5 protein-coding genes and 1 pseudogene are annotated in these 22,893 nt (G+C 58.5%); 5 read left to right on the top strand and 1 reads right to left on the bottom strand.

Annotation, left to right across the window (positions count from 1 at the left end; genetic code table 11):
* Positions 1–130 precede the first annotated feature (130 nt).
* From PEH01S_RS03070 to PEH01S_RS03060, 3 genes are all read left to right on the top strand, one after another.
* On the top strand, positions 131–1,639 hold the full coding sequence (locus tag PEH01S_RS03070; protein ID WP_127483905.1) for a monooxygenase: 1,509 nt from the start codon (positions 131–133) through the stop codon (positions 1,637–1,639).
* Positions 1,640–1,715: 76 nt separating this feature from the next.
* Positions 1,716–2,201, top strand: coding sequence for a MarR family transcriptional regulator (locus tag PEH01S_RS03065; RefSeq protein WP_025848056.1), 486 nt, complete (start codon positions 1,716–1,718; stop codon positions 2,199–2,201).
* A gap of 50 nt (positions 2,202–2,251) precedes the next feature.
* Positions 2,252–2,812: a nitroreductase family protein gene (locus PEH01S_RS03060; protein ID WP_036713333.1), complete on the top strand. Its 561-nt coding sequence runs from the start codon at positions 2,252–2,254 to the stop codon at positions 2,810–2,812.
* Between the two features lie 33 nt (positions 2,813–2,845).
* Here the strand turns inward: PEH01S_RS03060 and PEH01S_RS03055 are convergent, their stop codons facing one another.
* Complete coding sequence (locus tag PEH01S_RS03055) at positions 2,846–3,556, bottom strand: glycosyltransferase (protein ID WP_025848060.1); 711 nt, start codon at positions 3,554–3,556, stop codon at positions 2,846–2,848.
* A 589-nt stretch (positions 3,557–4,145) separates the two neighbouring features.
* Here PEH01S_RS03055 and fabD point away from each other — a divergent pair.
* Both fabD and PEH01S_RS03045 read left to right on the top strand, forming a co-directional pair.
* Positions 4,146–5,324: an ACP S-malonyltransferase gene (gene fabD / locus PEH01S_RS03050; RefSeq protein ID WP_127483904.1), complete on the top strand. Its 1,179-nt coding sequence runs from the start codon at positions 4,146–4,148 to the stop codon at positions 5,322–5,324.
* A 25-nt stretch (positions 5,325–5,349) separates the two neighbouring features.
* Positions 5,350–22,887, top strand: a pseudogene (locus PEH01S_RS03045) (non-ribosomal peptide synthetase); the annotation flags it as partial.
* Positions 22,888–22,893 lie beyond the last annotated feature (6 nt).

The raw sequence follows: 22,893 nt of genomic DNA, 5'->3' as shown, positions 1-22,893 counted from the left end.
GCGCAGGGTTGTATAAAATTGCCAACGTGCTATAATAATATTGTTTCGAGCGAAACAAAAACACCTATATTGTTTTGTCTGAAACAAAAATATAGCCATAACGGCATATAGAGAAAAGGAGAGGATACGAATGGATTATGAAGTGATCGTTGTCGGCGGAGGTCCGGTCGGCATGATGCTGGCGGCGGAGCTGGCTTTGGCGAAAGTGAAGGTATGCCTGCTTGAGCGTTTGAAGGAGACGACGCCGTATTCCCGGGCGCTGACCCTTCATCCCCGCTCGCTTGAACTGTTCGATTTGCGCGGCTTGAAAACGAAGCTGCTGCGCATCGGAAAGCCGCTCCCGACAGGACATTTTGCTGCGCTCGATACCCGCTTGGATTTCTCGGTGTTGGATTCTTCCTCCAATTACACCCTGTATATTTCGCAGCACGATACCGAGAAAGTGCTGGAGGCGTGGGCGCAAAGTGTTGGTGTGGAAATTCGCCGTGAGACGGAGGTCGTGTCGGTGCGCCAGGATGCGCAAGGCGTCGAGGTCACCGCCTTCGGCAAGAATGGGGAAGCTGTATTGACCGCAGCCTATGTTGTCGGCGCAGACGGGGCAGGCAGCCTTGTCCGCAAGCAGGCGGGCATTCCGTTTGAAGGTACGGACACGACCTTGACCGCGATGCTAGGGGATGTCGTTCTCGCGAATCCTCCGGAAACGAACACGCTTTCCCGCTTCACCGAGCACGGGCTGGTCATGATTGTCCCCGTAACGGACCGGCTCCACCGGGTCGTGATGATCGATCCCGTGAGGAAGGAGGTGCCGAAGGAAGAGCCGGTTACGCTGGAGGAGCTGCGTTCGGGACTGCAGCGTATTCTCGGAAGCGATCTCGGCATCTGCGAGCCGTTCTGGCTGTCCCGCTACGGCAATGCGACACGTCAAGCGAAGCGTTACCGGGAGGGACGGATTTTTCTCGCGGGGGATGCGGCGCATATTCATTTCCCGGCCGGCGGACAGGGGCTGAACGTAGGGCTGCAGGAAGCGATGAATCTGGGCTGGAAGCTGGCCGCAGAGCTGAAGGGACGGGCTCCCGATTGGCTTCTGGACAGCTATCATTCGGAACGGTTCCCCGTAAATACGGCGCTGCTTCGCAATACCCAGGCGCAAACGATGCTGATGGGCATGGAATTCTCGCCGAGAATGATGGGACTGCGCAGCATGCTGTCGGACTTGCTCCGCATCCCCGAGGCGAATAAGGAATTAGCGGCGCAGCTCGCGGCGTTCGATGTCCGGTATGCGCCGGATGAGGAGGCATTGCCGCACGCGTTGAACGGACGCCGCTTTACGGAATTGAAGCTGCGGCTGGATAACGGCACCGTCTTGAATGCTTATGAGCTGTTTCACTCCGGCTGCTTCGTTCTGCTCCATCTCGCTTCCGATGACCGGCTGAACGACAATGTCCAATGGGCAGGGGACGGGCATATCCGGGTGGTTCGCGCCTCGATCGCCGGGCAGGAAGCCGAATGGGACGACGTGCATACGGCGTTGATTCGCCCGGATGGACATATCGCATGGGCGGTACCACGATCGGAGCCTCAACCTTTGGAGGCCATCAAGCAGGGAGTCGTACGCTGGTGCGGAAGCCGACCTATTTAACAATCTTATTGTTTTGTACAAAACAATCGGTGTATAATGAGAAGGAGATGATGTTTGAAGAGGGGACCCTAGACCGATGTCCAAAACCGAGCTTAACAAGCAGTGGATTTTTAAGCTTTTCTTAGAGCTAATCACGCAGCAGGAGACGAGAGACGGCAAATTTGCCGTCCGATTCGGAGAAGAGAAGCGGAAGGTGGAATCCGAGCTGGGCCTGAAGCTAAATCTCAACTTGTCCGAGATTCACATGATCGCCTGCATTGGCGATCATGGCCCCATTAACGTGACGACCATTTCGGAGAAAACGGATTTGACAAAAGGGTCCGTCACGCGGATCACCCAAAAGCTGTTAGCCTTGGAGTTGATCAAAAAACAGCAGCTCCATGACAACAAGAAAGAGGTTTATTTCCGGTTAACGGCCAAAGGCCAGAAGCTGCACGCGATTCACGATCGCCTTCATCAGGAGATCGAGCGGCGGTTTATGCTCTTATTGGATAAATATACGCCGGAGCAGTTGACCTTTGCCCGGGAGCTGCTGCAGGATTTGCTGGAATGGGATTACTGAGCGGTCAACGATTTGAAAGTCTCGTCGACACGGGAAAGGAGACTGGCGCAATGAGCATCGCCCAAACGATCAGGGAGAGACGAAGTATCCGGACGTTCAACCAGACTCCCGTTCCCCGGGAGCTGGTTCTGCAGCTGCTGAATGACGCGGTATGGGCGCCTAATCACGGCCTTCGGGAGCCATGGCGGTTTATTTATGTGGGAAGCCCCGAGGGGAGGGAAAGATTGGCCGCCCTTACGCTTGAAGCCTCCGCCCACATGAAACGGGTCAAGCTGCTGCCATCCAAATTAAAGGAATTGATGCGAAAAAAACTGGCCGAAATTCCGGCCAACCTGATCGTCGTCATGACGGAAGACAAAAACGAGCATAGAAGAGACGAAGATTTCGCCGCCGTCTGCTGCCTCATGCAAAATATGCAGCTGCTCGGATGGGAGCAAAAGCTTGGCATGATCTGGTCGACGGTTGAATTTATTCATTCTCCTGTGTTTCGCAGCGGACTGGGTGTCCGGGAAGGCGAACGGATCGTCGGTATCCTGCACATGGGATATTTCGATAAGACTCCCAAGCCGAAACCCCGCACGCCCGCGGAAGCCAAACTTGTTATATGGTAAGGATCGTTCAAGAGGGGGGAGAGCCCCCTCTTGTTATATAAATTTTTTCAATACGGCCTTCACCTTCGACGGCTTCGACTTGAAATTTTTCTTGGACAGCAGCCTTTGATTCAGTGTATTGCGCTCGTGCACGACAACCATATAGTTCCGTTTTCCTTTTTTGGTCAAAATTTCATGCTTGTGCTGAATGACGGAAGAATGTCCGCGCGGGGTGGCGTACCGTTTTCCGTTGAAATACTCGCTTGTCTTATAAATAAAGGTGTAGAACGGAGGGGAAGACTTCTTGACCGTGGCGATGCGACGGCGCAAGCTGTCGTAAATATATCCCTTCTGGTTGATGAGCGCGCGCGTCCCCCGCTTCGGTTTGTAATTATGCAGCTGCCGGATGAACGATTTATGATACGTATCATCGCAATCCAGCCGAACCAGGTACAACAATTTGTATCCGTCGGCTAATTTTTTTTGCGTTTGGAGGTAGAGGGATTCGGGTACGAACCGTATGTTTTTGGGCAGCGGGGCATACTTGGCGAGCGTCTGGCGGATCAACGGTTCCGATTCGTCCGCATACCGGATCAGGGCCGTGAAGTTTTGGTGGGTTTGTTTTTTTAGACTTTGCAGCGTGTATTTCATAAAGATAGACATCCGGTATTCAATCCACGATTTCGTTAAACCGACCTTCCAGCGGTTATTGGGCTTGGAGCGGTTATTAAATTCGATCCCGACAATAATTTTCTTGTTGGGCATCTCTCATACGTCCTTTCGAGGATGTCTTTTTGATGACACCCGGAGGACAGCCTCCGGGTGGTACGCATCAATCCGGCGATGAACGGGATCGGATACGGGAGAGCCGTTCAAGGGTACCGGGACAAACTGCGAATTGCTGGGAAAGGGCACGGTAATCCTCCTTCTTTGGGTGATAACGCTATCGTTACCAGCATATGCGAACGTCCCGACTTTGCCCCACGTTTCCCTTTAATTAAGACATGGTCGCGGCAGGATCGCCCAGCGGTTGCACAGATCCTTTAGCTGAATAATTTATGAATTAATTCTTAATTTGTAATTAATTGGGTTGACTTCTTTATATTCTATTTTATAATCTATCATAAAATATGTAATATATTTAATTATTACATGAATCAAGTTTTAATAGAAATTAATGGTTTGATTTTGAGAGCATGCATCCTCTATAACTCACTCCTCGGCTTCGTGACTTCTTTGTACGGTATTTCCTGTTTCGTTTCCATTTGTAAATCAATCATCCTACCGCTTTGTTAACGGCTTCCTGTGGAAACATTCCGTTTTTCTTATGTCGGTGCTCGGAAAGGGGTTAGACATGAAGCGTGTCGCCTTACTATTTCCAGGTCAAGGGTCCCAGTATGAAGGAATGGGCAAGATTTGGTCCAACAAATTTCAAGGCGCCGGCCGATGGTTCGAGGAAGCGAATGACATCCTCGGGTATGACTTGAAGTCGATCTGCACCGAAGGCAGCGCCGCCATGCTGTCGAGAACGAAGTATACGCAGCCGGCCCTGCTGGTGATCAGCGTCATTGCCTTGGAACACTTCAGGCAAGAGATTGGCATCGTCCCCGTGTTTTCCGCCGGGCATAGTCTCGGGGAATACTCCGCGTTGGTGAGCAGCGGCGTTCTCTCGTTTGCGGACGCCTTGCGTTTGGTGCAGCAGCGGGGAATCGTCATGCAGGAGGCTGCCGATGCCGGTCTGGGCGAAATGGCCGCCGTGCGGGGCGTGGAGCTCGAGGCGCTGGAGGCATGGTGCGAAAAGCATTCGTCGCCGGATCGGCCCGTTGCCATCGGGTGCTATAATTCTCCACGGCAGTATGTGCTGACAGGCCATCAAGCAGCCGTTGCCCGGGTAACGATCGCAGCGGAGCTGAGAGGCGCTCAAGTTACCCGTCTGCAGGTCAGCGGCCCGTTTCACAGTCCGCTGATGTCGCAAGCTGCGGAGCGACTGTCCGGCGTTATGCGGAAGTATACGTTCCGGCAAAGCCGATGGCCGGTCATCTCCAACGTGACGGCGCTGCCGTATGCCAATGCGGAGCAGATCCGGGACGGCTTGATTTTACAAATGACGCATCCTGTCAAATGGCTGCAAACGATGCGGTATTTAGTGGGACAAAAGGTGGAGCTGGCCGTCGAATTAGGTCCCCGTTCCGTCTTGAGAAATTTGGCGAATGAGATGGAGGACAAACTCCGGACGTTCGCTTTCGAGCGGGAGGAGGACGCCGTCCAACTGGCCAAGCGATTTCCGCTGCATGATTTTATAGCGGGCTGTCTGTCGGCGGCGGTAGCTGCACCCAATGCCAATTGGAACGAGGAAGAATACCGTACCGGCGTCATCCAGCCTATCCGTAAGCTGAAGGAAATGCTGCAAAGCGCAAAAGAAAGCGGTATCATGGGAGATCAAGCGCGTGTGCAAAGAAAGGAAGCATTGGATTGGTTGCGGCTTGTGCTGAAGACCAAGCGGGGTCCGGAAAGCAAAGAGCGTTCTCGATGACTTAATCTGGTTGCGGAGGGATAGGATGAATCGGTTTCTAACGTTAGTCGACGTCCTGCAAGACAGAGGCAGGCTGGCAGCAAGGGGGATCACTTACATTTCCGGAGACCGGCATGAAGAGTACGAGTCTTACGGAGCCTTGTTTGACCGGGCGCTCTGCGTGCTGCACGAGCTGCAGAGCAGCGGCATGAAGCCCGGGGATGAGTTGCTGATGCAGATTGACGATAACCGCACTTTTCTAGGCGTGTTCTGGGGCTGCCTGCTCGGAGGCATCGTACCGGTGCCCGTCACGGTAGGCAACAACGACGAGCACAGAATGAAGCTGTTCAAAATATGGAGGACGCTGAACCGTCCTTATCTGATGAGCGATGCCAAAGCGCTCGACCATTTGGAGAAATACGCCGGGGCCGGGCACAGCGAACTGCGCAATTTGTTCGAAGCGATGAAGCAAACGGTTTTATTTACGGATAAACTTGATTTTTCCTCTATGAATAGAGGGATTATATATCCGGCCAAACCGGAACAGCTTGCCTTCATCCAGTACTCCTCCGGATCGACCGGCGACCCGAAAGGGGTTATGCTGACGCATGAAAATCTGGTCCACAATATTCGCGATTGTGCGTCAGGGGCGCGCATGGACGAGAATGACAGCTACCTCGGCTGGATGCCCTTGACGCATGATTTAGGCTTGATCGCTTTTCACTTGACCTGCGTTATCGCCAATGCCGACCAGTTCATTATGCCGACAGCGCTATTTATCCGGCGTCCGACCTTATGGCTGAAAAAAGCGTCCGAGCACCGGGTGACCCAAATCTGCTCTCCGAATTTCGGCTATAAATTTTTCCTGGCCCAATATAAACCGGAGGCGGCCGCAGACTGGGATTTGTCGCACATCCGCCTCGTTTACAATGGCGCCGAGCCGATTTCCACCGAAATTTGCGATCAGTTCCTTGATGCGATGGAGAAGCACGGGCTTCGGAGATCGGCGATGCTGTGCGTCTACGGGATGGCGGAAGCCTGTGTCGGTGTTTCCCATCCACCGCTCGAAGAAATGTATCTTCCCGTACATTTGAACCGGGAGCTGCTGAACATCGGCGAAGCGGTAGTGCCCGTCGAGCCTTCAGACAATCGCTGCGTAACCTTCGTCGATGTCGGCTATCCGCTCGCCAGCTGCCATATCCGTATCTGCGACGAAGACGATACGGTGCTGGCCGACAACGTGGTCGGACACATTCAAATTAGCGGAAAAAACGTGACCGCCGGCTATTACAATAACCCGCAGGCGACGGCCAAAGTGAAGACGGCGGACGGCTGGCTCAAGACCGGCGATCTGGGCTTTATGCGCAGCGGGCGGCTAGTCATCACCGGCCGGGTGAAGGATATTATTTTCGTGAACGGGCAGAACGTTTACCCTCACGATATCGAGCGGGTGGCCGAGGAAGTCGACGGCGTGGAGCTTGGCAAGGTAGCGGTGTGCGGCGTTCATGATGCCGGGGCCCGGCAGGACCGCATTGTCGTCTTCGTGATGCATACGAAGAAGGTCGAGGATTTTGTTCCGGTCGCCCAACGGCTAAGGAAGCATCTGAACTATCGGGGCGGCTGGGAGGTCCACGATATCGTGCCGATCCGGCGTATCCCCAAAACAACGAGCGGCAAGGTGCAGCGCTTCAAGCTGGCGCAGGAGTACGAGGAAGGCTGGTTTCAACCGGTCTCGGAGCACTTGGCGGAGCTGCTGCGGAAGGAAAAAGAGGCCATGCCTGTCGCGATTCCGCAGAACGAAGCGGAGCAAAAGCTGCTTGACATCTGCAAGCAGATTTTGCAGACCGATACGATCGGCACCGACGAAAGCTACTTCGAGCTCGGCGCGAATTCATTGCAGCTGACGCAAATGGCGGAGCAGCTGGAAAGCCGACTCGGCGTGAAAGTCGCCGTGACCGATTTCTTTTCGTATCCGACGATCGCGAAGCTGGCCGCCTTTATCGCCGAAGGAGAGCGGGAGTCGGCCGTGGAGCATGATCCTGAAGCAGACAACCCGGCGGAACGGGATATTGCGATCATCGGCATGTCCGGCAAGTTTCCCCAAGCCGATACGCTGGAGCAGTTCTGGACGAATCTGGCGGAAGGCAGAGACTGCATCGGGCCCTTTAACGAAAAAAGAAATAAGGATGCCGAAGCCTATCTCGCGCATCTATATACCGGGGACCGGAATCTTCAACCGGTAGAGGGCGGTTATTTGGATGAAATCGATACGTTCGACTATTCGTTCTTCCGGCTGACGCCACGCGAAGCGTCGCTGATGGACCCGAACCAGCGCCTTTTTCTCCAGACAGCGTGGAGCGCCATCGAAGATGCGGGATACGGCGGAACTTCGTTGTCCGGCAAACAAGTCGGCGTATACGTCGGCTTTTCCAAAACGAGCTTCGAATACGAGCGCCTGCTGACGGAAGTCGCGCCGGAAGCGCTGCCTCATTTTGTGATCGGCAACCTGCCGTCGATACTTTCGAGCCGCATCGCTTACCTGCTCGATCTGAAAGGGCCTGCGGTTACGGTCGACACCGCCTGCTCCTCTTCGCTCGTCGCGGTGCATCTCGCATGCCAGGCGATTCTCGGCGGGGACTGCGAGATGGCGCTGGCGGGCGGCGTCAAGACCATTCTGCTGCCGCACAAGGCAGGCATCGGCATGGAATCTTCCGACGACCGGGCCAGAGCGTTCGACGACAATTCGGACGGAACGGGTTGGGGTGAGGGGGTCGGGGCCGTGCTTCTGAAGCCTCTGCGCCAAGCCATGCAGGATAGGGACCATATTCTCGCCGTTATTAAAGGGAGCGCAATCAACCAGGACGGAAGCACGGTCGGCATCTCCGCCCCGAACGCCTCATCGCAAGCGGAAGTGATTGCGCAGGCTTGGCGCAGCGCGCGTGTCGATCCGGAAACGATCACGTACATCGAAGCGCACGGGACGGGGACGAAGCTGGGCGATCCCGTCGAAATCGACGGCCTGACGAAAGCGTTCCGCAAAAAAACGCAGCGCAAGCAGTTTTGCGCCCTCAGCACGGTAAAAACGAACATCGGGCATTTATACGAAGCAGCGGGGATCGCCGGTTTGATCAAAGCGGTGCTGTCGCTTCAGCATCGGCAAATTGCCCCTCTGGTGCATTTCCGCCAGCCGAACCGCAGGATCGGCTTCGAGGCATCGCCGGTTTACCCCAATACGGAGCTGGCGGACTGGCAGCCGAACGGGATTCCGCGAAGATGCGGCGTCAGCTCGTTCGGCTTCAGCGGGACGAACTGCCATATGGTGCTGGAAGAGTATATTCCCGAAGATACGGTGGCGGCTCTTCCGAATCCGCCCGACAGCGGACCGCTGCTGCTGACCTTGTCGGCGCGCAGCGAGCCTGCGCTGCGGACGATGGTCGGGCGGTATGCGGAGCTGTTCGAACGCCGGCCGGAGCTGGATATGCGCAGCGTCTGCTTTACGGCGAATACGGGGCGGAGCCACTTGACGCACCGGTTAGCGGTGATCGCCGCCGGACCCGCCGAGCTGCGGGCGAAAGTCATCCGGCTGCACGGCGAAGGCTTCGCGGGTGAAGGCGTATACCGGAGCGGAGCCGATGTAATGAACTCGAATCCGTCCGGGGAGACTTCGTTCCTGCGCATCGATACGGAAGAGGGAGTGGCACAAGTAGCGCTCCAGTATGTGCAAGGAGCGAAGATTGACTGGAGCTCGCTGTACGCAGACCGGCGTTATCCGAAAGTGTCGCTGCCGACGTACCCGTTCGAACGGAAACGATGCTGGATCGATGTACCCGCAGTACGACCCGGGCGCATCGCCAAAATGGCCGCCTTGGCTTCGATAGGAGAGAGAGCAGAGGAGCGTGTTAAACCGATGAACGACTATTCCGGTACAGGGGCGGTTTCCGATCTCCATCGGCAATCGGTCAGAATTTCCCTGATGCAGATGATCCGTAACGTATCGCAGCTTGACATGGACGAGCTTCAACCGCAAACGCACTTTCTGGAGCTTGGACTGGACTCGATCATCTTGACTCAGGTACGGCACGGCATTAAAGATACGTTCGGACTGGATATTCCGATGAACAGCTTCTTCGAATCGTTAACAAATCTGGAATTGTTGACGGATTATATCGCGCAGCATCCGGCGCCGACGCAGCCTCTGGCCCCGCAAGACCGGGAGGAGGGGAACAGGCTCGCCGAAGTCGGGGGGCCGGTTGCACAGCCGCCAATCTACGCTCCGGTCATGCCGGTACCGGCGTCCGCACCTGCATCCGGCTATGGGGAAGCGCCTCCTGCTGCAGCGGAATCGCATATGCCGCTTGCGGGAAGCGCCGCCTCTGCCGGGGTGGAACGCATCTTGGAGCAGCAGCTCCGCCTGATGTCCCGGCAGCTCGATGTGCTGCGGCCGCATCCGGCGCCTGTGCTGGCCGAACAGCGCGAGCAGGCCGTATTGTCTGCGCCTGGCGTTGTTTCCCGGCCGGACAGCCTCGTTCATACCGATGCGAGCAGAGAGGTGGCGGCGACCGCATCAAGCGTTTCCGTCGTCCGCCAACCGGACAGCGCCGAGGCGAAACCGTTCACGCCCTTCAAGACGATGGATGTCAAGGCGCGAGACTCGCTGCCGTTCCGGCAAGAGAAGCATCTGCGCGATTTGATCGAACGCTACACGGCCCGCACCCGCCGGACGAAGGAATATACGCAGAAATACCGCTCGGTCTATGCGAACAACCGCAATGTGGCCGGATTCCGGCCGGTGCTGAAGGAAATGGTGTACCAGATCGTAGCGGAACGTGCCGAGGGGGCCAAAATTTGGGACCTGGACGGCAACGAATATATCGATCTGACCATGGGCTTCGGCGTCAATCTGTTCGGACACAACCCGGATTTTATTCGGGAGCGCATTGAGACCGGACTGCAAAACGGCATGTGCGTCGGTCCGATGTCCAATCTGGCCGGACAGGTAGCCGAAGGCATATGCAAAATGACGGGCGTAGAGCGCATCGCGCTGTTCAACACCGGTACGGAAGCCGTGATGGTGGCGCTTCGTTTGGCCCGGGCGGCAACCGGACGGGCGAAAGTCGTCCTCTTTGCCGGATCGTACCACGGCACGTTCGACGGCGTGCTGGCGCTCGGCAGCGCCGGAGCCGATCAAGAGCATTCCGTGCCATTGGCGCCGGGCGTCCTGCAGCATATGATCGACGATGTGGTCGTGCTGAATTATGGCACGGAAGAGGCGCTGGCCTACCTTCGTGCGCATGCGCATGAGCTGGCGGCCGTGCTCGTGGAACCGGTGCAGAGCCGACGGCCCGATTTTCAGCCTCAGGCGTTTCTGACGGAAGTCCGCCGGATTACGGCGCAATCGGGTACCGCGTTTATTTTCGACGAGGTGATTACGGGCTTTCGTGTGCATCCCGGAGGCGCGCAGGCGTGGTTCGGCATCCAGGCCGATCTTGTGACCTACGGCAAAATCATCGGAGGCGGCATGCCGATCGGCATCGTGGGCGGGAAGGCGGCGTTCATGGACGGGATCGACGGCGGCTTCTGGCGGTTCGGCGACGATTCGTATCCGCAGCAGGAGCAGCGACGGACGTTCGTTGCCGGCACCTTCTGCCATCATCCGTTGGCAATGGCTGCCGCCTTGGCCGTGCTGGAACGGCTTGAGCAAAGCGAAGGGAAGCTGCAAACCGAGTTGAACGCGAGAACGGCAGCCTTGGCGTCGGAGCTGAACGACTATTTCGTCCAAGGCAATGTACCGATGAAAGTGGTTCATTTCGGTTCCTTGTTCCGCTTTGTGCTTAAAGGCGATTTGGAGCTGTTCTTCTATCATATGCTCGGTCAAGGGGTCTATATCTGGGAGGGCCGCAACTGCTTCCTCTCGACGGCCCACACGGAATCGGATATCCGGCGGATCGTACAGGCGGTGAAAGACAGCATCCGGGAGCTGCGCGACGGCGGTTTTTTGCCGGAGTTGCCTCCAGACGGGGACGGTCCGGGGAAGCGTCCCGTGCCCTCAGCAGAATCAAGGGATCAAGGGCCGGCTGCCGTCATTTCCTTGACGCCGGAGCAGAAGCAGCTGTGGTTCGCCTCGATGTCCGGCCGGAGCGAAGCGCAATCGCTGCACGAGACTGCCCTGCTTCGGCTGTGCGGGCCTCTGCGCATCGAGGCGTGGAGCGAAGCGGTCGACGCCGTCGTCCGGCGGCACGAAGCGCTGCGCACCTATATGAGCGGAGACGGGGAGACGCAGGTGGTCGCACCCGAGCTGAAGATCCGCATTCCGCTGCTCGATGTGAGCGACTGCACCGCCGACGCGCAAGAGCAGCGCCAGCGCGAATGGCTGGACCGGAATGCGGAAGCGCCGTTCAGCATGGCGGCGGGCGAGCCGTTGTTCCGCATCGGCCTGCTGAAAAAATCCGAGGACGAGCATGTCGCGCTGTTTACTTTTCATCATTTGATCGCTGACGGCTGGTCCATGGGCATATTCATCCAAGAGCTGGAGCGTGTTTACTCCGCGCTTGTACGACGGGAGAGCTGGACGCTCCCTGACCCGGCCGCTTTCCGGGACTATGCCGCTTGGCAGCGCCAAAAGCTTGAGCAGCCGGAAAGCCGGGAAGCCGCAGCGTACTGGGCGGCATTGTCCGACAGACGGCTTCCGGCGCTGGAGCTGCCGTCGCTACGGCGGGGAACGTCGGTGCCAACCTCCCGTGGAGGCCGGCATACGGTCATGCTGGACAGCGGGCTTGCGAAAGAGCTTAAAGCGGCCAGCATCCGGCTGGGCAGCAGCTTGTTTGTGACGCTGCTGTCCGCGTTCCAGCTGTTTTTGCACCGGCTGACCGGGCAGCAGCAGATCACGGTGGGCATACCGACGGCCGGACAAGCGCATATGGAGGCTTTCTCGCTCATTGGCAATTGCGTCAATCTGCTGCCGGTAGCGGGCGAGATCAAGCCTGAGCTTACGTTTGCCGAATATGCGCAAGCCGTCAAAAACGGAATGAACGAAATCGAACCGTTTCAGCCCTACAGCTTTGCCGCCTTGGCGGAAGGGGGGCTCGGGCAGTTCCCGCCGATCACGGCCGTTTTCAATATGGACCGTCTGCCGAAGCTCCGCTTCCACGGGCTGGATGCCGCCCTGCTGCCAAACCCGATTTCGTACAGCAAATACGAGCTTTTCCTGAATGCGATCGAGATCGGAAGCGAGCTGCGGCTTGATTTCGATTACAGCGCCGATTTGTTCCCGGAGGATACGATCCGGGCATGGGCGCGGTATTATGTGCATTTGCTGCAAACGGTCGCACGGGAGCAAACGCTGCGCATTTCCGGGCTTTCCTTGCTGAGCGCCGGGGAAATCGCGCAAAGGTGGGCGGCGTGGGCGGCTCTTGCCGATATGGAAGGCAGCTATCCTTGCGTGCTGGATGCGTACCTTCAGCCGGTTCCGGCAGGAACGATGGGGGAGCTGTATGTCGTGCAGCCTGCGGATGAAGGCTCCGGGAACTCCCGAAACGGCTTCCTCCGCACCGGAGAATGGGTGCATTGCGCGGAAGACGGGCAGCTGACGCTTGTCGGGAAAACGTCCCGTTTTATCCGGATTCGGGGACATCGGATCAACCTTCAGCAGTTGGAGGAGCACGTAAGGCGCACGTTCGGTCTTCGCGCATGCGCCTTCACCGCTCGCTCCGATGCAGATACGGATACCGCTGTCAATCTGACCGCATACATCGTTGCCGATCCGTCCCGCCCTTGGGAGGAGTCCGAACTCAAGCGAGCGATGGGCGCAGCGCTTCCCGATTACACGCAGCCCCGCTATGTGATCAAGATGGCGAGTCTCCCGCATACGCCGAGCGGAGAACCGGACTGGTCGCAGCTGCCGGAGCCCGGGGCAGGGGGCGGCTTCGCCGCAACGCCCGATATTCACGGCGGAGACGCTGCGGAGGAGGCGCTGATCCGCATCTGGAAGGAAGTGCTTGGAGCGCCGAGGGTGGGACGTCGCGACAACTTTTTCCAGCTGGGCGGGGATTCCCTGAAAGCAACGGTGATTTTGTCCAGAGTCAACAAGGAATTCCAGGTGCATATTCCGCTCGCCCACCTGTTCGAGCTTCAGACGATTGACGAACTGGCTCACTATATCCGGGGCGGGGAAAAGAACGCCTACGCGCCGATTGTGCCGGTAGAGCGCCGGGATGCGTATCCCGTCTCGTCTTCGCAAAAGCGCATGTACGTGCTGCAGCAGCAAGGCGACGGCATCACATACAACGTTTCCGGGCAGCTCAAGATCGAAGGGCAGCTCGACACGGCGCGTTTTATCGCAGCGCTCCGGGAGGTATTCGGGAGGCATGAGTCGCTGCGCACGTATTTTGCGCTGGAGGATGGCGAGATCGTCCAGAAAATCAGCCCGGATGCCGACCTGAACGTCCGGGTGACACACATTGGCGAAGAAGAGGCGGATGAAGTGCGGGCGCGCTTCGTCCGACCGTTCGATCTTGGTCACGCTCCGTTGTTCCGCGCCGAGCTGCTGCAGTTTGCAGCGGACCGCTTTATGCTCCTGGTCGATATGCATCATGCCGTGGCTGACGGATTTTCGATGGCCGTGCTGCTGGACGAGCTGCTTCAAACGTATCAGGGAAGGCAGCTGGCGCCAAGAAGCGTGCATTACAAAGACTATGCCGTCTGGCAGAAGAGCCGCATTGCCGAAGGCGCTTTGCAGCAGCAGGAGACGTATTGGTTAAGCGAGCTTGGCGGCGAGCTTCCGGTGCTGAACATGCCGACCGATTTTCCGCGCCCGCAGCTGCAAAGCTTTGATGGAGACGCTTTCTCCCGGAAGCTGGACCCCGGGCTGACGGCATCGCTGTACAAGCTGGCGCAGGAGTCGGGAACGACGCTGTATATGGTGCTGCTGGCGGCTTACAATGTCCTGCTTGCCAAGTATTCGGGACAAGACGATATTATCGTCGGGTCACCGGTATCCGGCAGAAGACATGCGGACACCGAAGCCGTTATCGGTATGTTCGTCGGTACGCTGGCCATGCGGAATCGTCCGAAATCGGAACAAACGTTCGTGGAGTTTTTGCAGGACGTCAAGCGGCAGGCGCTGCTCGCCTTCGAGCATCAAGACTATCCGTTTGACGAGCTGGCGGATAAGCTCGGCGTGAGGGATTTGAGCCGCAACCCGATTTTCGACACGATGTTTATGCTGCAAAACGAAACGGTTCACACGCTTGAAGCCGGCGGTCTGACGTTCAATTCGGAAGAGATCCATTCGGGCGTGTCGAAATTTGACTTCTCTTTAAGCGTCACGGCGGGCGAGGCAGGACTTTCCTGCACTTGGGAATACGCGACGAAGCTGTTCAAGCCGGAAACGATACGCCGGATGGCGGAGCATTACGTCCGCGTGCTGGAGGTCGTCGTTGCCGGGCAAGAGCTTCGGCTCTCCGATCTCGATATGCTGACGGAAGCGGAAAAACGCCAGCTTCATTGCGTTTCCGGTGAGACGGCGCTGCCCTACCCGGCGGCGATGACGGTCTGCGAGCGGTTCGAGCAGCAGGCCGCCCGCACGCCGGAGCGGATGGCGCTTGTGTTCGGCGGGCGGACGATTTCGTACAGGGAGCTGAACCGTCAAGCCAATCGGTTGGCGCATCGGCTGCAAGCGCTCGGCGTCGGGCCGGATACGCCGGTCGGCGTCTGCTTGGACCGCAGCCCGGAGCTGGTAGCGGGATTGCTTGCCGTGCTGAAAGCGGGCGGCGCTTATGTGCCGCTGGATCCGGCGCTGCCGCCGGAGCGGCTTGGCTACATGACGGAGCGCGCGGGAGTGAAGGCGCTTGTAACGAAGCTTGCGTGGGCGGAAGGGCTCGCGGGAAGCCCTGGATTGACGGTCGTATGCCTCGATGACGGGACGGCGGGACTGGAGGCGGGACCCGAGCATAACCCGCACAGCAAGGCGGAAGCCGGGCATCTGATGTATGTGATCTATACGTCCGGCTCTACCGGGACACCAAAAGGGGCGAGCGTCTACCGGTCCGGCTTCGAAAACTTGCTGCAATGGTACACTTGCGAATTCGCCATGACGGAAGAGGACCGGGTGCTGATGATCTCGTCGCCCAGCTTCGACCTCACGCAGAAGAATATATTTGCCCCGCTCGTCACCGGAGGCCAACTGGTGCTGCTGCCGTCCGGTCCGTATGATGCGGGTGAAGTGGTATCGCTGATCGAGCGGCATGGGATTACGCTCTTGAACGGGACGCCGAGCGCGTTTTATCCGCTGTTGGACATTACCGCGTCATCGGGTTTCGGTCCGCTTGCGACGCTGCGGCACGTCTTCCTCGGCGGGGAGCCGATTGCGGCCGACCGCCTCGCGGCATGGACGGCGTCGGAAGCGTGCCGGGCCGAGGTGGTCAATACGTACGGCCCGACGGAGTGTACCGATGTGACGGTGTACGGCCGCTTGACGAATATGCCCTCTCTGGTCGGCAAGCCGGTGCCGATCGGCCGCCCGGTGGCTGGCACACGCGTGTATATTTTGAACCGGGAGCTGGCCTTGCAGCCGATGGGTCTGCCGGGCGAGCTGTGTATCGCCGGGGCGCAGGTCGGCGGCGGTTATGTCGGCGACCCGGAGCAGACGGCGGACAAGTTCGTGGCGAACCCGTATGGGGACGAGCTGGCGCCGGTCTTGTACCGCACGGGGGATCTGGCGCGCTATTTGCCGGACGGAACGATTGAATATTTGGGCCGGATCGACCATCAGGTCAAGCTTCGGGGCTACCGGATCGAGCCGGGCGAGATTGAAGCGGCGCTGCGGGAATGCGAAGGCGTCAAAGATGCGTTCGTGATGACCCGGGAGGACCGGCCGGGGGACATCCGGCTCGTCGCCTATGCCGTGCCGGAAGAGGCGGCGAAGGAGCGGGCGGCGTCTCCTGCGTTATGGCGCAGCGAGCTGCGCCGCAAGCTGCCGGACTACATGGTGCCGGCGGCGATTGTTGTCATGGCGGAGCTGCCGCTATCGCCCAACGGCAAAGTCGACCGCAAAGCGCTGCCGGCGCCGGAGGTGGGAACGGTTACGGACGCCGGCTGCGCCGCTCCGCGCACACCGGCAGAGGCGAAGCTGGCGGAGCTGTGGAAGGAAGTGCTTGGCCTGTCCGACGCCGTTGGCGTCAAGGACAACTTTTTTGATCTCGGCGGCCACTCGCTGCGGGCGACCACGTTGGGGGCGAAAATTCACCAGACGCTGAACGTATCGCTGTCGCTGCGGCAAATGTTTGAGCATCCGACGCTCGAGCTTATGGCGCAGACGATCGAACAATTGCAGCCCAGCCCTTATGCGGATATTCCTGTCGCCGCGCAGCAGGACACGTATCCGCTCTCCTCGGCGCAAAAACGGTTGTACATTTTGAGCCAACTGGAAGGAGCGGCGACCAGCTACAACATGCCGGGCGTATTGCTGATGGAAGGCGAGCTGGATGCGGCGCGGCTTGAAGCGGCGTTTCACGGGCTGCTTCGCCGCCACGCGACGCTGCGCACCTCCTTTGAGACGGGAGCGGACGGCGAGCCGGTCCAGCGCATTGCGGAGAAGGCGGATTTTATGCTGGAGCATATCCGGGTGAACGGGGAAGCGGAGGCCGAAGCGGCGATGGCCGGGTTCATCCGGCCGTTTGATCTGGGGAAAGCGCCGCTCCTGCGGGCGGCTTTGGTGGAAGAAGCGCCGCAGCGCCACCGGCTGCTGTTTGATATGCACCATCTGATTTCCGACGGGGTGTCGATGAACATCCTGCTGGAGGAGCTTGCGCAGCTGTACGAAGGTACCGCATTGTCTCCGCTGCGCATTCAATACAAGGATTACGCGGTGTGGCAGCAGGCGGACAGCGAACGGATGAGCAAGCAGGAAGCGTATTGGCTGGAGCAATTGGGCGGGGAGCTTCCGATTCTCAATATGCCGACCGATTATTCAAGACCGCCGGTCCGCAGCTTTTCCGGCAGTACGCTGTCTTTCGCGATCGATTCGCGGCAGGCGGACGGGTTGAAGCGGCTCGGCTTGCAGACGGGAGCGACCTTATTCATGGTGCTGCTCGCCGCCTATACGACGCTGCTGTCCAAATACAGCGGGCAGGAGGATATTATCGTCGGAACGCCGATCGCAGGCAGGCCGCATGCCGACCTGCAGCCGATGATCGGGATGTTTGCGGGCACGCTGGCGCTACGGAGTTACCCTGACGGAGAGAAGACGTTCCTTGGCTATTTGCAGGAGGTGAAGGAGCTCGCGCTGAGAGCGTACGGGCATCAGGACTATCCGTTCGAAACGCTGGTGGAGAAACTGAACGTGAAGCGGGACATGAGCCGCAATCCGGTCTTCGATACGATGTTTGTTTTGCAAAATACGGAGACGGCCGCGCCCGGTTTTACATCGTTACGCGTAAGTCCGCACGAGAGCAAGCATCCTGTGGTGAAGTTCGACTTGACCTTTACGGCTGCCGAGGAAGCGGGCGGCATTGCGTGCGGCATCGAATATGGCGACCGGTTGTTTAAACGGGATACGATCTCGCGCATGGCGCAGCATTTTCTTCAGCTGATCGAGGAAATTATTCAGACTCCCGAAGCGAAGCTGTCGTCCTTGAACATTCTTACCGCCCATGAGCGGAGGCAAATTATAGAGACGTTCAACGAAACGGCGGCGCCGTATCCTGCGGAAATGACGGTCCACGGCCTGTTCGAACGGCAGGCGGCGCTGACGCCGGACCGGGTTGCGGTGGTGTTTGAGGGCCGCCGGCTCACGTACCGGGAGCTGGACGAGCGGGCGAACCGGCTGGCGCGCACGCTTTTGGCCAAAGGGGTGGAGGCTGAGCAGCTGGTTGCCATTATGACCGAGCGGTCATTGGACATGGTTACTGCCGTACTCGGCGTCATGAAAGCGGGCGGCGCCTACGTCCCGGTCGATCCCGAATACCCGGAGGAACGCATCCGCTATATGCTTGGCGACTCCGGCGCACGGCTGCTGCTAACGCAATCGCATTTGCGGGAGCGTACGGCGTTCGGAGGAGAGCTGCTTCTGCTGGACGATGAGCGAAGCTATAGCGGCGATGGGTCTAATCCCGGAGTGGCTGTCGGTCCGCATCAGCTGGCCTATGTCATCTATACGTCAGGTACGACCGGCAAGCCGAAAGGCGTGCTGATCGAGCATCAGGGCGTGTGCAACTTCAAGCTTTTTTGCGAGCACACTTTGCAAATCAGCGAGCGGGATCGCGTCGTACAATTTGCGAGCTTCTCGTTCGATGCGTGGTGCTCGGAGCTGATAATGAGCTTGTTTTTCGGGGCAACGCTGTATGTGCCGGACGCTTCCGTCATTTTGGATTCCCGTTTGTTCGAACGGTATGTGAACGACAACGGCATCACCGTGGCGACGCTGCCTCCTGCGTATGCCGTTTACTTAAGCCCGGACCGGGTCCCGGGTCTGCAAAAGCTGATCACAGCAGGCTCCGCGTCGTCCGCCGAGCTTTTCCGGCAGTGGAAGGATCATGTTCGATATTTCAACAATTATGGTCCGACCGAGGACTCGATCTGTTCCACGGCGTGGTCTTACGCCGAGGATAAACCGATGGGGACAACGGTGCCGATAGGCCGGCCGATTGCGAATCATCAGGTATATATTTTCGATGCGCATAACGCGCTGGCGCCTGTCGGCGTAGCCGGAGAGCTTTGTGTCGCCGGCGTCGGGCTGGCCCGCGGCTATTGGAACCGTCCCGAGTTGACGGCGGACAAGTTTGTGCCGGTTCCGTTCGCCCCTGAACGGCGGATGTACCGGACGGGCGATTTGGCCCGCTGGCTGCCGGACGGCAGTATCGAATATTTGGGCCGGATCGATCACCAGGTCAAAATCCGCGGCTACCGCATCGAGCTGGGCGAGATTGAAGCGCAGCTGCTGAACGTGGGGCCGGTGCAGGAGGCGATCATTCTGGCGCGAACAGACGATACCGGACAATCGTATTTGTGCGCCTATTTTACCGCCGATGGGGAGCAGACGGCCGGTGCGCTGCGCAGCGAGCTGGCGCGGAAGCTTCCGGGCTATATGCTGCCGGACTTCTTTGTTCAGCTCAAGCAGATGCCGCTGACGCCGAACGGCAAAATCGACCGCCAAGCGCTCCCTGCGCCGGAGGGGATCGCGCATACAGGCTCGGAGTATGTCGCTCCGCGGACGCCGGTGGAGGCGAAGCTGGCGGAGCTGTGGCAAGAGGTGCTTGGGGTGCCAGGCGTCGGAATCAGGGATCATTTCTTCGAGCTCGGAGGGCATTCGCTGCGTGCGACGAGGCTGGCGGCACGCATCCATCAAGAGCTGAACACGCAAGTGCCGCTGCAGGAGCTGTTTGCCGCCCCGACTATCGAACAGCTCGCGAGTGTGATCGGAGGACTTCAGCAGTACGCATTTGCGACCATACCGGTTGCTCCGGTGCAGGAGCACTATCCCTTATCTTCGGCACAAAAGCGGCTGTACGTCTTGCAGCAGTTCGAAGGCGTAGAAACAAGCTACAACATGCCGGGGGTGATGCTGCTTGAAGGCGCGCTGGACCGGGAACGGTTCGAGGAGGCGTTCCGCGGGCTCATCCGGCGTCACGAGACGCTGCGTACCGGCTTTGAGCTGGTGGACGGCGAACCGTTCCAGCGGGTGTACCCCGAATCCGAGGTGGACTTTGCCGTAGATTACGCCGAGTGCAGCGGCGGGGAAACGGATACGCTGGAGCGCATCCGCCGCTTCGTCCGGCCGTTTGATTTGCGGCAGCCGCCGCTACTGCGGGTGGGCTTGGTCCGGTTGGATCAGGACGAACCGGGTACGAAGCCGGAGCCGGAGCGTCATCTGCTGCTGTTCGATATGCATCATATCGTGTCGGATGCCTTGTCGATGAGCATTTTAATAAACGAGTTTGGCCGGTTATACGCCGGGGAGAAGTTGCCGCCGCTGCGCATCCATTACAAGGATTACGCGGCTTGGCAGCAGGCGGAGCTGACCGGGCAGCGGATGAGCAGGCTGGAGGCGTATTGGCTGAATGTTTTCCAAGGCGAGCTCCCTGTGCTCGATATGCCGACGGATTACGCGCGTCCGGCGGTCCGCCGCTTCGAAGGAGGCGCCGTAACGTTCGGTATCGGGCAACCCGAAAGCGGGCGCCTTAGACAAATTGCCGCGCAAACGGGTTCGACGTTGTATATGGTGCTGTTGGCGGCGTACACGACGCTGCTGCATAAATATACGGGACAGGAAGACATCGTTGTAGGAACGCCGATTGCAGGCCGGCCGCATGCGGATCTGGAGCCGATGATCGGGATGTTCGTGAACACGTTGGCGCTGCGCAGCTACCCTTCCGGAGACAAGACGTTTCTTGATTACCTGAAGGAAATCAGGGAGCATGCGCTCAAGGCGTACGAGCATCAGGACTACCGTTCGAAGAATTGGTCGAGAAGCTGAACGTGAAGCGAGATAGGAGCCGCAGCCCGCTGTTCGATACGATGTTTTCGCTGGAAAATGCGGAGCAAGGCGACCTGAGCATCGAAGGGTTGACCGTTGGCTCTTATCCGTCCGGGCATGATGCCGTAAAATTTGATCTGGCGCTTCACGCCGCCGAGGTCGGGGACGAATTGGAATGCAGCCTGCGGTATGCAAGCTCGCTTTACAAGCGCGAGACGATCGAGCGGATGGCGAATCACTTCGTGCGATTGGTTGAGGCCATTGCGGACAGCCCGCAAGCGCAACTGGCGGAGCTGGAAATGATCACGGCCGCGGAAATCGTACAGATTCGCGAAACGTTTAACGCTACGGCGTTGGATCGCTATCCGCGGAACAAAACCCTGTATGCGGCTTTTGAAGAACAGGCGGAGCGCTCGAAGGATCGCGTGGCGGTTGTCTTTGAAGGCGCGCAGCTGACGTACGGCGAGCTAAACGAGCGGGCGAACCGGATGGCACGGGTGCTCCGGGCGCATGGCGTCACGGCGGATCAGCCGGTAGCGATGCTGGTGGAGCGCTCGTTGGAAATGATTGTCGGTATGCTGGCGGTCTTGAAGGCCGGCGGAGCTTATGTGCCGATCGATCCGCGATATCCCGAAGACCGCATCCGCTTTGTGCTGGAAGACAGCGGGGCCAGCCTCTTGCTGACGCAGGCCCGTTGGGCCGATAAAGCCGGCTTTGCCGGTCAAGTGCTGAAGCTGGATGACGCTGCACTGTATGCGGGCCCGCCGGAAAACGGCTTGAATCTGGAGCCGGTATCTACGGCCAGCCACTTGGCTTACTTGATCTATACGTCCGGTACGACCGGCAAGCCCAAAGGGGTGATGATCGAGCAGCGCAGCGTAGTGAATTTCACGTTTAGCCTGTTCGAGCCGATTTATGCAGCGCATCCGGAATACCGGAATATGGCCCAATTGGCGCCCTACGTATTCGATATGTCGGTTAAACCGATCTATGGGGCGCTTCTACTGGGGCTGACCCTGCATATCGTGCCGGAAGAGACCCGCCTGGATGGCGGGAAGCTGCCGGGCTTTTTCCGCGATCATGCGATCGATGTGACGGATGCAACCCCGACGTTCCTGTCGATCTTGGTGCAAAGCGCTCAAGCCGGCGAGGATGTGGGCGTGAAACATTTCATCGTCGGCGGGGAAGCATTGACGACGAAAATGGTTCAGTCGGTATGGACGACATTCGGCGAGCAAGTGAAAATAACGAACGTATACGGACCGACGGAATGTACGGTAGACTCCACGATTTACGAAGCGGAGCAGGAACGTGCGGCTGCATTGGCGGATACGGTGCCGATCGGGCGGCCGATGCCGAACCAATCCGTATGGATTTTGGACGCGCGACAGCGGCTGCTGCCGGTTGGCGTGGCAGGCGAAATCCATATCGGCGGTGCTGGTGTAGCGCGGGGATACCATCGGCGTCCGGAGTTGACGGCGGAGAAATTTGTACCGAATCCGTATGCATCCGGATCCGGTGAGCGGATGTACAAGACAGGCGATTTGGCCCGTTGGCTGCCTGATGGGACGATCGAATACTTGGGACGGATCGATCATCAAGTGAAAATCCGCGGCTACCGGATCGAGCTGGGCGAGGTGGAAGCGCAGCTGCGGAAAATGGAAGCTGTGCAGGAAGCGGTCGTTACCGCACGGGAAGACGAAGCCGGGCAGAAGCAGCTGTGCGCGTATTTGGTGGCGGACCGGGAGCTGGCGACAGGAGAATTCAGGAAGGCGTTGTCGCAAACGCTACCCGAGTATATGATTCCATCGTATTTCGTACAGCTTCCGCAGCTGCCGCTGACGCCAAACGGGAAGGTAGACCGCAAAGCGCTGCCTGTTCCGAGGAAAGGCAGGGCTTCGGAAACGGACTATGTCGCTCCGCGCACGGCAGTGGAGCAGGCGCTGGCTTCCGCCTGGCAGGCGGTGCTCGGGATCAAGAAGGTCGGGGTGAATGACAGTTTCTTTGCGCTGGGAGGCGACTCGATCAAAGCGATTCAAGTGGCGGCGAAGCTGCATCAAGCCGGGTACAAGATGGAAATGAGACATTTGTTCGCTAACCCCGCGATTGCGGAACTGAGCG

The sequence above is a fragment of the Paenibacillus ehimensis NBRC 15659 genome (assembly GCF_004000785.1).
Classification (GTDB): domain Bacteria; phylum Bacillota; class Bacilli; order Paenibacillales; family NBRC-103111; genus Paenibacillus_G; species Paenibacillus_G ehimensis.
The sequence above is the reverse complement of the archived record's forward strand: the minus strand, read 5'-3'. Positions and strand labels throughout refer to the sequence as shown.

Excerpts from the sequence above, each read along its gene's own strand:
- PEH01S_RS03070 (WP_127483905.1), top strand. The coding sequence starts at position 131 with ATGGATTATGAAGTGATCGTTGTCGGCGGAGGTCCGGTCGGCATGATG.
- PEH01S_RS03065 (WP_025848056.1), top strand. The coding sequence starts at position 1,716 with ATGTCCAAAACCGAGCTTAACAAGCAGTGGATTTTTAAGCTTTTCTTA.
- PEH01S_RS03060 (WP_036713333.1), top strand. The coding sequence starts at position 2,252 with ATGAGCATCGCCCAAACGATCAGGGAGAGACGAAGTATCCGGACGTTC.
- PEH01S_RS03055 (WP_025848060.1), bottom strand. The coding sequence starts at position 3,556 with ATGCCCAACAAGAAAATTATTGTCGGGATCGAATTTAATAACCGCTCC.
- fabD (WP_127483904.1), top strand. The coding sequence starts at position 4,146 with ATGAAGCGTGTCGCCTTACTATTTCCAGGTCAAGGGTCCCAGTATGAA.